The 13,902-nt window shown below is 44.9% G+C and carries 12 protein-coding genes; 2 read left to right on the plus strand and 10 right to left on the minus strand.

Annotated elements, in window-relative coordinates; all coding sequences use genetic code 11:
- Nucleotides 1-14: 14 nt before the first annotated feature.
- From FQ082_RS07390 to FQ082_RS07405, 4 genes are all read right to left on the minus strand, one after another.
- Entirely contained in the window at nucleotides 15-587 is a 573-nt protein-coding gene (locus tag FQ082_RS07390) for a TetR/AcrR family transcriptional regulator (RefSeq protein ID WP_149492609.1), read from the minus strand.
- A 20-nt stretch (nucleotides 588-607) separates the two neighbouring features.
- Nucleotides 608-952 (minus strand): DMT family transporter, encoded by a 345-nt coding sequence (locus FQ082_RS07395; protein WP_149492610.1) that lies wholly within the window; start codon nucleotides 950-952, stop codon nucleotides 608-610.
- 320 nt (nucleotides 953-1,272) lie between these two features.
- On the minus strand, nucleotides 1,273-2,379 hold the full coding sequence (locus tag FQ082_RS07400; RefSeq protein WP_262498178.1) for a flavin monoamine oxidase family protein: 1,107 nt from the start codon (nucleotides 2,377-2,379) through the stop codon (nucleotides 1,273-1,275).
- 28 nt (nucleotides 2,380-2,407) lie between these two features.
- Nucleotides 2,408-3,085, minus strand: coding sequence for a cupin domain-containing protein (locus FQ082_RS07405; protein WP_149492612.1), 678 nt, complete (start codon nucleotides 3,083-3,085; stop codon nucleotides 2,408-2,410).
- Between the two features lie 249 nt (nucleotides 3,086-3,334).
- Between FQ082_RS07405 and FQ082_RS07410 the strand changes: the two genes are divergently transcribed.
- On the plus strand, nucleotides 3,335-4,534 hold the full coding sequence (locus FQ082_RS07410; RefSeq protein ID WP_149492613.1) for a sugar transporter: 1,200 nt from the start codon (nucleotides 3,335-3,337) through the stop codon (nucleotides 4,532-4,534).
- A gap of 114 nt (nucleotides 4,535-4,648) precedes the next feature.
- Here the strand turns inward: FQ082_RS07410 and arfB are convergent, their stop codons facing one another.
- Nucleotides 4,649-5,062 carry an alternative ribosome rescue aminoacyl-tRNA hydrolase ArfB gene (arfB, locus tag FQ082_RS07415; RefSeq protein ID WP_149492614.1) on the minus strand — a complete coding sequence of 138 codons (414 nt, stop codon included), beginning with the start codon at nucleotides 5,060-5,062 and terminating at the stop codon, nucleotides 4,649-4,651.
- Nucleotides 5,063-5,441: 379 nt separating this feature from the next.
- Between arfB and uvrA the strand changes: the two genes are divergently transcribed.
- Nucleotides 5,442-8,003 carry an excinuclease ABC subunit UvrA gene (uvrA, locus tag FQ082_RS07420; RefSeq protein WP_149492615.1) on the plus strand — a complete coding sequence of 854 codons (2,562 nt, stop codon included), beginning with the start codon at nucleotides 5,442-5,444 and terminating at the stop codon, nucleotides 8,001-8,003.
- A gap of 31 nt (nucleotides 8,004-8,034) precedes the next feature.
- Here uvrA and FQ082_RS07425 read toward each other — a convergent pair whose 3' ends face one another.
- The 5 genes from FQ082_RS07425 to FQ082_RS07445 form a co-directional block, all read right to left on the minus strand.
- Nucleotides 8,035-8,868, minus strand: a complete 834-nt coding sequence (locus FQ082_RS07425; protein WP_149492616.1) for an HpcH/HpaI aldolase/citrate lyase family protein — start codon at nucleotides 8,866-8,868, stop codon at nucleotides 8,035-8,037.
- A gap of 158 nt (nucleotides 8,869-9,026) precedes the next feature.
- Nucleotides 9,027-9,788 carry an SDR family oxidoreductase gene (locus tag FQ082_RS07430; protein ID WP_149492617.1) on the minus strand — a complete coding sequence of 254 codons (762 nt, stop codon included), beginning with the start codon at nucleotides 9,786-9,788 and terminating at the stop codon, nucleotides 9,027-9,029.
- A gap of 165 nt (nucleotides 9,789-9,953) precedes the next feature.
- A complete protein-coding gene (locus tag FQ082_RS07435) occupies nucleotides 9,954-10,748 on the minus strand; it encodes an SDR family NAD(P)-dependent oxidoreductase (RefSeq protein WP_133105364.1) in 795 nt (264 codons plus the stop codon).
- A 3-nt stretch (nucleotides 10,749-10,751) separates the two neighbouring features.
- Complete coding sequence (locus FQ082_RS07440) at nucleotides 10,752-11,759, minus strand: NADP-dependent oxidoreductase (RefSeq protein ID WP_010198539.1); 1,008 nt, start codon at nucleotides 11,757-11,759, stop codon at nucleotides 10,752-10,754.
- A gap of 221 nt (nucleotides 11,760-11,980) precedes the next feature.
- Nucleotides 11,981-13,786, minus strand: coding sequence for an acyl-CoA dehydrogenase (locus tag FQ082_RS07445; protein ID WP_149492618.1), 1,806 nt, complete (start codon nucleotides 13,784-13,786; stop codon nucleotides 11,981-11,983).
- Between the last annotated feature and the right edge of the window lie 116 nt (nucleotides 13,787-13,902).

Consider the following 13,902-nt stretch of genomic DNA (forward strand, 5'->3'; position numbering starts at 1 on the left):
TTGAGAGCAGCGTCTTACTCTTTCTCAGATTGCGTCATGCTTATCAAGCGTTTATGAATAGATGTTTTATCTGAGATATTAATTCCTGAAAAATCAGAGAGCCAAATACCATCAGCGACTAAACGCACCATACATAAGGTTTCGGTATTGTCGGTTGTTTCATGTTTCTTTAATTGTGCATTTGCCCACTCTGCCCATAAGTCACGTAGCTCACTATCGCCTAGCATCAATGCATATAATGTCGCTTGGCTATTGAACTCATGCTGCCCTTTTTCGCCCAAGCTAATCGTGGCATTGATATAAGCACGGGTAAAAGAGCCAAAACGTACAGGGTCTTTTGCCATAGCCGAGTCAACCTCTAGCTCAAACTTTTTCATAGCGTCATGAAATACTTCCATGACTAAGGCGTTTTTGGTGGTGAAATGATGCATCACGCCACCTTTGGTTACCCCAACTGCATCAGCAACCGCTTGGAAGGTCACCTTGGCCAAACCTTGCTCTAAAGTAATGCGTGCCGCTTGGTCAAGTAATGCCCGACGCACTACTTCTGGTTGTTTTTTGCGCTTATGCGCGTTTTCAGCTTCCATTTTTATCTCCAGATACACAATTAATGCCCGACAGAATTAGATAGTAAATTCATCACGACGACACCGCCCACAATCATCGCAATACCGACCACGGCTGCTGTATCCAGTGTTTGCTTAAAAAACACCAAGCCTACCAATGAGGTCAATACAATCCCAAGTCCAGCCCACAACGCATAAGCGATACCAAGCGGTATGGTCTTGATAGTCTGTGTCAATAAGTAAAACGAGATGGCGTAGAGCACACCCATAATCAGGGTCGGCACCAAACGTGTAAACTGCTCTGACTTAGCTAAAAAGGTAGTGCCAATGACTTCACAAATGATAGCAATGGCAAGGTAACCGTAAGCAATCGTGGTAGGACTCATAATTAGGATACCTGTCTCAAATTGAGCATATATTAATAATGTATATACATTAAAGAAACCACACGGTCGGTATTTTATAGAAATAATCTAGCAATGTGAAGGGTTAATATGTATTTTGTTTATTTTAGATGAGATAAGGCTAGATGGAATTATAGGGGCAAGGCGGACTGATAATATGGCTTTACTTGACGCACAGCACTTTGCATTGAGCTCAAACCTTTCCTTACTATAAAGAGTGAAACGCCCGTATAGCAAGGAAAGAGCTGATCCAAAAACGACTGTTTAGAGGCGGTTCTTTATATTGGTATAAGCAGGATTAATTAAGTCAAGACTGACTCAGGAAGGTTTAGCGTCCCTATGCTAGCAGCATCGATCGCCCCAGCAAGGTAACCTGGGAATTGTGTTGACCATTCGCTGCCAATACCCGTCAGACAATTTTCCCATACGCCAGATATTGCTTTAGATACAGGTGCTGACGCATGTTGACCATTGCCACTCGCGTCAGTAGCAGTCGCTGTAAACGGTTCTTGCGCCCAGTCTTTGAGATATTCTCTTTTAGGATTCTCTGCCTCTACGCCAAACAGTCTTACCAACTGTGCACGGCAATGGATTTTTAATTGGGCTTCAGAAATATTTTGACGTATTTCTGCAGGTACACCTATAAAACCAAACAGCGCACCACTACCGTCTGTCACCGAAGCATCATGAATCTCAACCATAGGACCTTGGGCGCTTCTCGCCGCTCCAGAAAGACCCTGTTTTTGCCAAAAAGGCGTGTCATAAACCGCCACATATTTTGCATGTGGTGCCATCCAAGTGGCTGTCTGCTGCCACTGCACAGCTAGATGGGAAGGTAAAGCAGGTTGAAACGTAATACTTTCTTGTACCAAACGTGGCGGTAGTGCAAGCAGTATATGTTGCGCTTGCCAAGTCATTACTTGCTCAGATATATCTTTACTAGCAATCTCAATATATTGACCAACATGATTAAGTTGATATACGATTTGACCAGTTAAAATTCGTGATGCATCTAAGCGAAGATACAGAGCTTCTATCAATGCTGCCATACCGCCTTTAAGTCGCATGGATGGTGGCTCGCTTTTATAGCCGTGGGTACGAATAGCAGGCATATCAGGCGTGCGCTCGACCATCATATCGCCGTCTTCAAACTGCGTTACGGTCTCTAATTGCAGTTCTGCAATAAGATGCGCCAACTGCTGCTGATAGTCTGGCCAAAACCAAGAAGGTCCCAAATCAAAACTATCTATATTTTTATTATCTCTCGAAAATTTTGCAGTAACGATACGACCACCTAACGTCGGACGCGCCTCTAACAGCACATAATCGATGCCTTTTTTCTCCAATAAATAAGCAGCATACAAGCCACTTAGACCGCCGCCAATAATCGCTACCGATGCTTTCTTCATATTATTTTTCTCAACAGTACTTATAAACTCAGTGAACATCGATACCGATGATTTGTGATAAATGTCCAGTTTTTAGATAAACCGTGGCACCATTCTCTCCTGCTGTTATTTGCGATGTCGCATCGATAGGCAGACGTATCCAACCACCGCGCTGATAAATCTGTCCCGCTTCTATCAAAGTACCCTCTAGCACCAATAGCTCAGCACCTCCTACGATAATATCTGTAAACAATGCCTCACCTGCATCTATACGTTGCAAGCTCACCTGCTCCTTTGTATCCGAGTATAAATAGCAAACCTCGCGGCCGCCTTGTTCTTGCCAGTTGTCAGTATCGTTAGTATCGATAGCGACATGACGGGTCTCGTCGACTGTCATCTGCCTAAGTTTGACAAAAATAACAGCTCCCTCATGACTATAAGGCTGATGCCCTGAAGTCGGTGGATTGCGTAGATACCAACCAGCAGGATAATCACTATTATCCGCAGAAAAAGTGCCTGACAATACCAGAATCTCTTCGCCACCTGGGTGCAGATGATGCGGAAAATTTGACTCAGGGGCATAGCGTACGATACTGGTAGCACGTGCTTTTTCGGCACCAACACGGTCAAGCATCACGCGCTCGACGCCGTTTTGTGGTGATTGGACCCACTGATAGTGTTCAGGTGCTAAGGCAGCACGGCATGAAAATTCTGCATTGATGAGCATAATATAACTTCTAAATAAGTATGATATTGTTTGGAATTATCCTCTGATTTATCCATTTTGACAAACCAGATAAACCTATTGTCGAAGTCAGTATTTATCATTAAAAGGCTAAGCATTAATGACATTAGCAAAAAACCCCTTTAACTAAAGCCATTGACTTGCTATCTTGCTTAGCTTTTCTATGAACATCTCACTTTCTGCCCCGTTTTTACGCTAGTTTTTTAGCATTCTTTCTGACCGTTGGATCATATGAAACATAACCTTGAGGTGAGCTCAGACGCTCGCCGCACTCAGTATTTCCAAGTATTTTTGATGGGGGTTAGCGCCTTTATTATGAATACCACCGAATTCGTTCCCGTTGCGTTATTAATTGACATTGCGCAAGACTTTGCGATTACTACAGCAGAAACGGGCTGGATGTTGACGCTGTATGCGTGGATTGTCGCGGCCATGTCATTGCCATTGATGCTACTGACCAGTCGATTTGAGCGTAAGCGTTTGCTCTTAGCTTTATTTGCAGTATTTATTGCCAGTCATGTGTTGTCAGTATTTGCGTGGAGCTTTGAAGTGCTGCTCATCAGCCGAGTTGGCATTGCGCTCACGCATGCGATATTTTGGTCCATCACCGCAGCGATTGCGATACGTGTGGCACCGGAGGGCAAAAAAGCACTGGCGCTTAGCGTGCTTGCGACCGGTACGTCATTAGCGATGGTCTTGGGTGTGCCTTTAGGACGCGTGGTCGGTCAATGGTTTGGCTGGCGCGCGACTTTTGGTGGTATTGGTGGGCTTGCCCTTATCGTATTTATTCTGCAAATGAGACTGTTGCCCACGCTGCCTAGTATGTTTGAAGGGTCTTTTAGAAAGATTCCAGAATTACTCAAAAACCCCTTATTGGTCTGCCTATATCTACTAATTTTACTGGTCTTTACCGCGCACTATACGGCTTACTCGTATATCGAGCCTTTTATGCGTCAAGTCGGCTCAATCAGTGAAAACGCCGCAACGGTTGTGCTGCTATTGTTCGGTGTCGCAGGGATTGCGGGCAGTGTGATATTCAGTCGTTGGTGTGATAAATTCAATACCAGATTAATGCTGATATCGACGATACTGATACTATTGTCTATGCTCATGCTGTTATTTGCGGTAACCTCAATATGGGCGCTCAGCTTGATTGCCCTACTCTGGGGCGCGGCGCTCATGCTGCTGATTATCTCCATGCAAGCCAAGGTCATCATGGTCGATGTCAATGCACAAGACATGCTGATGTCGATGTTCTCAGGCATTATCAATTTAGGCATTGGGACGGGCGCACTGTTCGGAGGCTATGCTGTGACTCATATTTCACTATCGAGCGTGGGCTATGTAGGGGCGGCTATCGCGGTTATGGCATTGCTACTGATGCTATTTATGATAAAGCGCTTTCCTGAGTTAAGTAAAAGGCTTGGTTAGCTAAGGGCAGATTAACCAAAGTTCATTCAGCGCACAAAAAAATGCCAGCCACTTAGATGGGCTGGCATTTTGCTTTTTGCTTCATTTAAAAATTGGCAAAAAAGAGCTACCTAATTAAAAATCCACCTTACCGCGTAATACTTTTGTTTTACCGCGCTGAGTTTTTTGATCGACACGTTTACGCTTAGCATTTCTGCTCGGTTTGGTCGGCCTGCGTGTTTTATTGACGTAAGTAGCTTTGGTGATAAAACTTTGTAAGCGCTCAAACGCATCAATTTTATTACGTTCTTGGGTACGAAATTGCTGCGCCTTAATAATGAGCACGCCTTCTTTGGTAATTCGGCTGTCTTTACTATCAAGCAAACGCTGCTTAATGACATCACTCAAGCTTGAGGCATGGATATTAAAACGCAGATGAATCGCAGAAGAGACTTTATTGACGTTTTGCCCGCCTGCGCCTTGCGCACGTATGGCGCTAATATCTACGTCACTGTCATTTAGACTAATGGTATTGCTGATAAAAATCATAGGATGCTTTTATAAATAATTGATAGTTATGATTAATGATAAACCATTATCAGCTACCTCGCCACTTGCCAGCTCACCCACTTCAAAAATCCGCATGTCTTAAAAGCAGTTTTTCAAGACTTATAAGCTGCAATTCAGAGATGAAACCTCATAAATGTTATTGTTTGGCATTGCTATGTCTGTCATCTGTCTGTAAAGCGTAAGCCTACCTCAGGATTCGATATTGACATGCTAGGATGGTTTTAGATTGCCAAGATGTTGCTTAAGCCAAGACATTGCTTAATTAGCTAACTATTTAGCAAGCAGTTTCTTGGCCAAAACTTTACCCGTCTTTTTCAAAATATAGCTAAAAATACGATTTGATAGGAATAACTGTTTTATGACCACTAAAAATAAAAAAGTAAAACCCACTGCAAAAGTTGATGACAATGCCACTAAAAATATCGCTTGCGACCCAGCTCACAGCATCCAAGTCAGAGGCGCAAGGGTTCACAATCTAAAAAACGTCGATGTTGATTTGCCGCGTAATGCCCTTGTGGTATTTACGGGTATATCAGGCTCAGGCAAATCTTCGTTAGCATTTGGTACTCTTTTTGCTGAGTCACAACATCGCTATCTTGACTCAGTATCGCCTTATGCCAGACGCTTAATCGATCAAGTGGATCAGCCTGACGTCGATTCGATAGAAGGCTTGCCGCCCGCCGTTGCCCTGCAACAACAACGAGGCACGCCGTCTGTGCGCTCATCGGTTGGTAGTGTCACGACGATTTCGAATGGTTTACGCATGCTCTACTCACGAGCGGGCGAATACCCTGCTGGTCAAGGCATACTTTACGCCGACGCGTTCTCTCCAAATACGCCAGATGGCGCTTGCCCTACTTGCTCCGGTATTGGCCGCGTGTTTGAGGTGACAGAAGAATTGCTAGTTCCTGACAATACCAAAACCATTCGCGAACGCGCGATTGCTGCTTGGCCGCCTGCGTGGCAAGGTCAAAACCTAAGCCGCATCCTGACCACACTGGGTTACGATATCGATAAGCCGTGGAATACCTTGCCCCAAAAAACTCGTGATTGGATTCTCTTTACCGAAGACACGCCAGAAGTCCCTGTCTATCCAGAGTACAACATTGAACAAGTACGTGACGCTATTAAAAAAGGTGAAAAACCCAATTATAAAGGGACGTTTACCAGTGCAAAGAATTTCGTATTGCACTCTTTTGCTAGCACTCAAAGTCCGCGTACCAAAAAGCGCGTTTCCCAGTTTATGCAAATCTCTGAATGTCCAGAATGCCACGGCAAAAAACTCAAAAAAGAATCGCTATCGGTGAAGTTCGCGGGTCTTGATATTGGTGAACTGTCTCAATTAACCCTAACCGAAATGGCGCTCAAACTTCAGGATGCTGCCAAGACTAAACCAACTGACAACATGCCAAACCGAGAAAAGGCCATTGTTGCTCAACGTATTGCCAGTGACATTCTGTCTCGAGTTGAGGCGTTGACCACACTAGGCTTAGGGTATCTTTCACTTGAACGCACTACACCTACTTTGTCTCCGGGTGAATTACAACGCCTAAGACTCGCTACCCAAATTCGCTCTAAGCTTTTTGGTGTGGTCTATGTGCTTGACGAGCCGTCTGCTGGATTACATCCTGCCGATACTCAAGCGCTATTGGGCGCATTGGATGAGCTGACAGCGGCTGGTAACTCGTTATTTATTGTTGAGCATGACGTCAGCGTAATTCGGCACGCCGATTGGATTGTCGATGTGGGGCCAAAGGCTGGAACCCATGGCGGCGAAGTTATTTACAGTGGCCCTGTAGCAGGCTTGCGGGACGTTGCGCAATCACGCACAGGGCAGTATCTTTTTGAGACTGAAGGGGCAGTTGAGCATACCCCAAGAAAAGCGAAATCCTCGCTACAGCTGGTCAATATCGAACGCAACAACTTACAAGGGCTAGATGTAGCGTTTCCTCTAGGGGTGATGACAACGGTGACGGGCGTATCAGGTTCAGGCAAATCAAGTCTAGTCAGTCAAGCGCTGGTCGATCTCATTTATAGCGAATTAGGGCAGAAGACAATCATCGAAGCACCGACTGGCGAAGCTGATTTACTAGAGCAAGAGCTAGAAACTCAGACCAGCGGTAAGATTGCTAATGGTATGGAGCACGTAAGTCGATTGGTGACCGTCGATCAAAAAGCCATCGGTCGTACGCCGCGCTCAAACCTTGCTACTTATACCGGCCTGTTCGATCATGTGCGCAAATTATTTGCCGCAACGCCAGAAGCCAAGGCACGACGTTACGATGCCGGTCGATTCTCATTTAACGTTAAGAAAGGCCGCTGTCCAAATTGCGAAGGTGTTGGTTTTGTGAGCGTTGAGCTGCTATTTCTACCGAGCGTTTACTCGCCATGCCAAGTGTGCCATGGGCAACGCTACAACGATGAAACCCTTGAGATTACTTATCGAGACAAAAACATCGCTGAAATCCTCGATCTCACCGTCGAATCTGCTTATGAATTCTTTGTAGAAGAAGCACCTATCCTACGAGCATTAGACGCGTTGCTAAAAGTCGGGCTTGGCTACTTACGCCTTGGTCAGCCCGCAACCGAGCTTTCGGGCGGCGAAGCACAGCGCATTAAGCTTGCCACCGAACTGCAACGAACACAACGAGGAGACACGCTTTATATCCTTGATGAACCAACAACTGGCCTGCATCCTTCGGACGTGTCGCTATTGATGGCACAATTGAACGGACTCGTTGACGCTGGTAACACTGTGATTATGGTCGAACACGACATGCAAGTCGCTAGTAATAGTGATTGGATTATCGATATTGGGCCGGGCGCTGGTGACAAAGGCGGTCTTATTGTGGCAGAAGGCACACCAGCAGAAGTCGCAAAATCAAAAGCCAGTCGTACCGCGCCTTTTTTGCTGTTTTAGTCTGTTAAGGAACATTCTATTAAAAAACCTCTTATGAACTCAGCAACTGACGGCAGCGCTCAATCACGGGCGCATCGACCATCTCGCCATCTATTTTAAATATCGCCTGCCCGCTTTGCTCGTATTCTTCTATCACATGTCTTGCAAACTCAATATCGGCGTCAGTCGGTTGCAGAGATTGCTTAACAGTTGCTACTTGCTTTGGATGGATACAAAGCATTCCGGACATGCCCATTCGTGACCATAATTGTACTCGCTGCCCAAGCCCCTTACCATCGTTAAAATCAGTATAAACCGTATCAATAGGTGCTAATAATTGATGTACTTTTGATGTGAGTAAAAGCTGATAACGAATTTGATTAGCAATAACATCTGCTGCCGCTGTACCTATGTGCACCTGTAAATCATTGCATAAATCTAAAAACCCATAGCTGAATGCAAGCAGTCCAGCAGATTTTGCCATACTATCGATTTGATATAAACCAAGCGCTGTCTCTATTAATGCAATGACGGACAGTCCAGTCATGTTATGAGCGTTTTCAATATCTGATGCTTGCTCAGCTTTGGCTAGTAACACGCCAGCCAGCTTGGGCATTTGCTGACATAACACCACGTCTTTGAAAAACTCCTCGCTACCTGCTTTATTGATGCGTACCCAAATCGGCTGATAATCCTGACTATTATAATAGACTTGTAAATCTTTGCGAGCTTGCACCTTGTCCGTTGTAGCAACCGCATCTTCTAAATCCACAATCACTGCATCTGTCCCACTGGCAAAGGCTTTTTTCACTCTATCTATGCGAGTGGCTGGAACGAATAGCCATATTTTGATATTGGAAAAATTTTTAACAATAGATGCTTGCATGCTTTACTCCTTCCTTAAACACTATTACTTCAAACACTATTATTTCAAACAATGGTACTTAAAATATTATTACTTACTATAACCAAATAAAAAACCGTATGCCATTTATCAGCATACGGTTTTAGAAATGACTCTACTTTTAGAGGGCGAACGGCTAACTAAGCCAACATCCCACCATCGACAACAATCGTTGCGCCCGTTGTATAACTTGAGGCCTCAGAGACTAGATATAAAACCGTGCCAGCCATTTCATCTGGATCTGCTACGCGTCCTAATGGAATCGCATGGAGCGCCATTTTTAAGACTTTATCATTGGTGGTCAATGCTGAGGCAAATTTAGTATCGGTTAAACCCGGCAACAATGCATTGACGCGAATGTTTAATGGGCCACATTCTTTGGCAAACGCTTTAGTCATGCTAATCACAGCCGCCTTGGTGATTGAGTAGATACCTTGCTTATCACCCGCGACCAAGCCATTGACCGAAGCGGTATTTAAGATAACCCCGCCGCCCTGCTCGCGCATCATCTTGCCCGCCGCCGTCGACATAAAGAAATAACCACGAATATTGACTTCAACGGTCTTATCAAAAGCGGCTAAATCTGTATCTAAGATATGCCCGTAGTAAGGGTTGGCAGCGGCATTATTGACCAAGATATCAATTTGACCAAATTCGCTTTTGATGTGCTCAAAAATCGCATCAATCTGATCCATATTTCCGACATGGCACGCAAAGGCACTGGCTTTGTGACCATCAGCGACAATGCTATCGGCGACCGCTTGGCAAGCATCAATCTTGCGACTAGAGACAATGACGTGCGCGCCTCTTGATGCCAATAGACGGGCGATAGATTCGCCAATACCGCGACTAGCACCAGTAACTAAAGCAATCTTGCCGGTTAAATCAAATAAATCTTTCATTATTATTCCTTATATTTTGAATTAGCTATTCAGCCTTTTATCCTAGATACTTAATAAATTATAGTCGAAAAACTGCAAATCCATTACAAGGCAGCCGAGTGTAGATAGTACGCATAGTACATCGAGCGAGGCTAACACCGTAATGATTTAGCAGTTATTTGACTATTAAGCCAACATGCCACCATCAAGGGTAAACGCATGACCATTCATAAAGCTGCTTTCATCGCTCGCAAGCCATGCAATCGCGCCGGATACTTCATCAACTGTTCCTAAACGGCGTAGCGGGCTGGCATTAATTGTTGCTTTTTGCGCGCGCTCGCCCATCTTCGCCATGGTATTTTGTACCATAGGGGTGTCAATAAAGCTTGGGCAGACGGCGTTAAAGCGAATATTGACGCGCGCATATTCATGAGCAGCAGACTTGGTCAGTCCCATCACGCCATGCTTCGCAGCGCTATACGCTGACAGTAATGGTGCAGAACGAAGTCCTGCGATGGATGCCACATTAATCACGTGACCGCCACCATTGGCTGCCATACAAGTAACAGCCGCACGCATGCAATGCCAGACGCCTTTTAGATTAACGGCAATATTACGGTCAAAATCATCATCACTTAGCTCATGCATCGGTGCAGGCTGATGATCGATGCCCGCATTATTTACCACGACATCAAGACCACCCAGCGTTTCCATGGCAAAGGCAAACAACGCGCGCACTTCGTCGCCACTCGTCACATCGACCTTTTTAAAGACAATACTGTTGCCAGCGTCTTGACCTTGCTTAGCAACCGCAGCACCCATTTCTTCTGCCATATCACCGATGACGACTTTCGCACCGCGACTGGCTAACAATAACGCGCTAGCCGCACCGATGCCAGATGCGCCGCCTGTGATTAAAATTCGTTTACCAGAAACGTTACTGGCTACGTCTGATGCAATTCCATTTGTATTCAGTGTCATGATTTATCCCTCTACCTTAAGTACCAGTTTGCCGAAATTTTCACCTTTAAAGAGCATCATCAGGGTATCTGGGAAAGTCTCGATACCTTCAACGATATGGTCTTTTACTTTCATATCACCTGACTGAATCCAGCCAGCAATCTCTTTCATCGCGATTGGATACTCTTTAATATTATCAAAGACAACGATGCCTTCCATACGGGCACGATTGACCAATAATGACAGATAGTTTGACGGCCCTTTTACCGCTGTGGTGTTGTTATATTGGCTAATCGCACCGCAAATCACGATACGCGCGCGCAGATTAATTTGGGTAAGGACGTCATTTAAGATATCGCCGCCTACGTTGTCAAAGAAGACATCTACCCCGTTTGGACAGGCTTGCTTTAAGCCTTTTTTGACATCCTCATTCTTATAATCTACCGCAGCATCAAAACCCAACTCATCGACTAAGAATTTACATTTCTCAGCACCGCCCGCGATGCCAACGACTCGGCAGCCTTTTAGTTTGGCAATTTGTCCAACCAAGCCACCGACCGCACCCGCAGCACCAGAAACAACGACTGTCTCGCCAGCTTTTGGCTCACCTGTTTTCAATAAGCCAAAGTAACCAGTCATACCTGGCATACCGAGCACGCCTAAGTAATAAGATAAGGGTGCAAGGTTTGGATCGACTTTGTATAACCCAGTACCATCACTGACCGCATACGACTGCACGCCATTATGACCACAGACATAATCGCCGACGGCAAACTTCTCATGCTTACTTTCAATGACTTCGCCCACGGTACCCGCACGCATGACATCACCAATCTGTACCGGCTCGATATAAGATTTGGCATCGTTTAACCAGCCACGCATCGCTGGATCCATCGAGATATATTCAATTTTTATCAGTAACTGACCGTCTGTGATAGTCGGTAGTTCTGACTCAGTATAATCCCAAGTCTCCGCACTCGGTGCGCCAACAGGTCTTTCTTTTAAACGCCACTGCTTATTCATTGTTGTCATTATTTATTCCTTTAAATTTTTATAAAAAGCCATTGGTATCGTTTGCTTAAAAAGAGTTTATTCAAAATAAGCCAAATATATTAAAAAGCGTTCTTCTAGGATAAATTTTTCTCGCTTGCTGTGCGCTTTGCACTCCAGAGGCTTCGAAAAATTCATCCCAGCATCACATTAGTCGTATTGTTCAGGCATGTTGTTATGTTGAAAACATTCCAAACAATTACTTAAAACCATTCTGCTTGCATATTGGTACATACCGCATTGTCATTATTTAGCAGTTCGATATCGCGATTGATTAACGGCAATTCCCAATCGATAAAGTATTTGGCTGCTTGTAGTTTGCCATGATAGAAGTTTTGCTTTTCAATGTCGGTTGTATCACTTAACAACTGTTCCGCTTTGCTAGCTTGGCGAATCCAAATCCAGCTGACCACGATAGAGGCAAAGATATTCATCAATGCTTGCGCGTTGCCAGTCAGCGTTAGTGCTTTTTCCGTTTGCAGGATTTTGCTTAAATGCACCAATACTTCATGCAAATGACCCATATAAGGCATCAATTTACCGGCGAGTTTAGCAGTCTCGGGCGTGGTAATGCTCTCTAAGTCTTGGGTAATTTCACGTTTTAGAATTTGAATACCAAGACCCTTGTTTTGCCATAACTTACGGAATGACAAATCTAAGGCTTGCACACCATTTGTGCCTTCATGAATGGGATTAAGACGATTGTCACGCCAAAACTGCTCGGCTTGATACTCGCGCGTATAGCCTGCACCGCCCAATACTTGAATGCCTAAATCATTGGCTTTGGGACCATATTCAGAGGGCCATGCTTTTAATACTGGGGTTAATAAATCCAGCAGTTCTGATAGCTCAGCTTTTAGTGTTGCATCTTCACAAGTATTGATACGGTCGATCAGGTTTGAGCCATATAAACACAGTGATATGCCGCCCTCGCTATAGGCTTTTTGCGCCAGCAACATACGCTTCACATCGCCATGCTGAATGATCGCTGTTGCTGCATCTTCAGGTTTGTTATTCGGTGCAATTCTGCCCTGCGTTCTGTCTTTGGCGTAATCGAGCGAGTATTGATAACCACGATAGCCAATCATTGCTGCGCCAAAGCCAACCGCGATACGTGCTTCATTCATCATCTTAAACATGTAACGCAAGCCGAAATGCTCTTCGCCGATAAGATAGCCATAGCACTCGCCTGCATCGCCAAAGCTTAATGCGGTAGAAGTCGCGCCTCGATAGCCCAGCTTATGAATAAGACCCGTTAAATGGACGTCATTGCGCTCGCCAGCCGATGCATCATCATTCAGACGATACTTCGGCACGGCAAATAAAGAGATACCTTTGACACCACCAGGACCGCCCGGCACTTTGGCTAAGACCAAATGCACAATATTGTCAGACAGTTCATGATCGCCACCTGAAATGTAAATTTTGCTGCCTTTTACGCGATAAGAACCATCATCTTGTTTAACGGCGGTAGTTTTGATATCGGCAAGCGATGAGCCAGCATGCGGCTCGGTTAACGCCATGGTGCCAGTAAATTCACCCGTTAGCATACGCGGCATAAAGGCATTTTTAATCTCATCACTGGCGAAATGTGAGATGACATTAATCGCCGCCGTGGTCAAAAATGGATAAGCTGTCGTTGATGGGTTGGCCGCCATAAAATAGCCTGCCACTGCGGTCATAACCGTTTCGGGTAATTGCATGCCACCATCGTCAAAGCTATAACGACCAGCGATGAAGCCCGACTCGCGGAACGCATCAAAGGCGACTTTTACGTCACTTATCATGCTGACTTTTTTGCCATCGAACTGTGGCTCGTTTTTATCTGCCACATGGTTATGGGGCAGGAATAAATTGGTCGCGATTTTATTGGCAGTGTCTAATACTGCATCGAAGGTTTCGCGGCTGTGTTCTGCAAACTTCGGATGCTCGGTTAAATGTTCAGTGCCCAATACATCATATAGTTGGAACGGTAACTCAAAGTCGTTGATAAGCGTATCTGCTGCCATAGTATTCTCGTTAACTCATTAAATTTGGTGATTCATTGATATTAATCTAATTTAACGCCTTGCCGTATTGTCATTTATGACATAATTATGGTCAAATAAGACATCCTCTCTAACCT

Origin of the sequence: Psychrobacter sp. ANT_H56B, assembly GCF_008369245.1 — a bacterium.
GTDB classification, from domain to species: Bacteria; Pseudomonadota; Gammaproteobacteria; order Pseudomonadales; family Moraxellaceae; genus Psychrobacter; species Psychrobacter cryohalolentis.

Coding starts and splice junctions, on each gene's coding strand:
- FQ082_RS07405 (WP_149492612.1), bottom strand. CDS start 3,085: ATGCTCATCAATGCAGAATTTTCATGCCGTGCTGCCTTAGCACCTGAA.
- FQ082_RS07425 (WP_149492616.1), bottom strand. CDS start 8,868: ATGCAAGCATCTATTGTTAAAAATTTTTCCAATATCAAAATATGGCTA.
- FQ082_RS07390 (WP_149492609.1), bottom strand. CDS start 587: ATGGAAGCTGAAAACGCGCATAAGCGCAAAAAACAACCAGAAGTAGTG.
- FQ082_RS07400 (WP_262498178.1), bottom strand. CDS start 2,379: ATGAAGAAAGCATCGGTAGCGATTATTGGCGGCGGTCTAAGTGGCTTG.
- arfB (WP_149492614.1), bottom strand. CDS start 5,062: ATGATTTTTATCAGCAATACCATTAGTCTAAATGACAGTGACGTAGAT.
- FQ082_RS07395 (WP_149492610.1), bottom strand. CDS start 952: ATGAGTCCTACCACGATTGCTTACGGTTACCTTGCCATTGCTATCATT.
- FQ082_RS07435 (WP_133105364.1), bottom strand. CDS start 10,748: ATGACACTGAATACAAATGGAATTGCATCAGACGTAGCCAGTAACGTT.
- FQ082_RS07410 (WP_149492613.1), top strand. CDS start 3,335: ATGAAACATAACCTTGAGGTGAGCTCAGACGCTCGCCGCACTCAGTAT.
- FQ082_RS07430 (WP_149492617.1), bottom strand. CDS start 9,788: ATGAAAGATTTATTTGATTTAACCGGCAAGATTGCTTTAGTTACTGGT.
- FQ082_RS07445 (WP_149492618.1), bottom strand. CDS start 13,786: ATGGCAGCAGATACGCTTATCAACGACTTTGAGTTACCGTTCCAACTA.
- FQ082_RS07440 (WP_010198539.1), bottom strand. CDS start 11,759: ATGACAACAATGAATAAGCAGTGGCGTTTAAAAGAAAGACCTGTTGGC.
- uvrA (WP_149492615.1), top strand. CDS start 5,442: ATGACCACTAAAAATAAAAAAGTAAAACCCACTGCAAAAGTTGATGAC.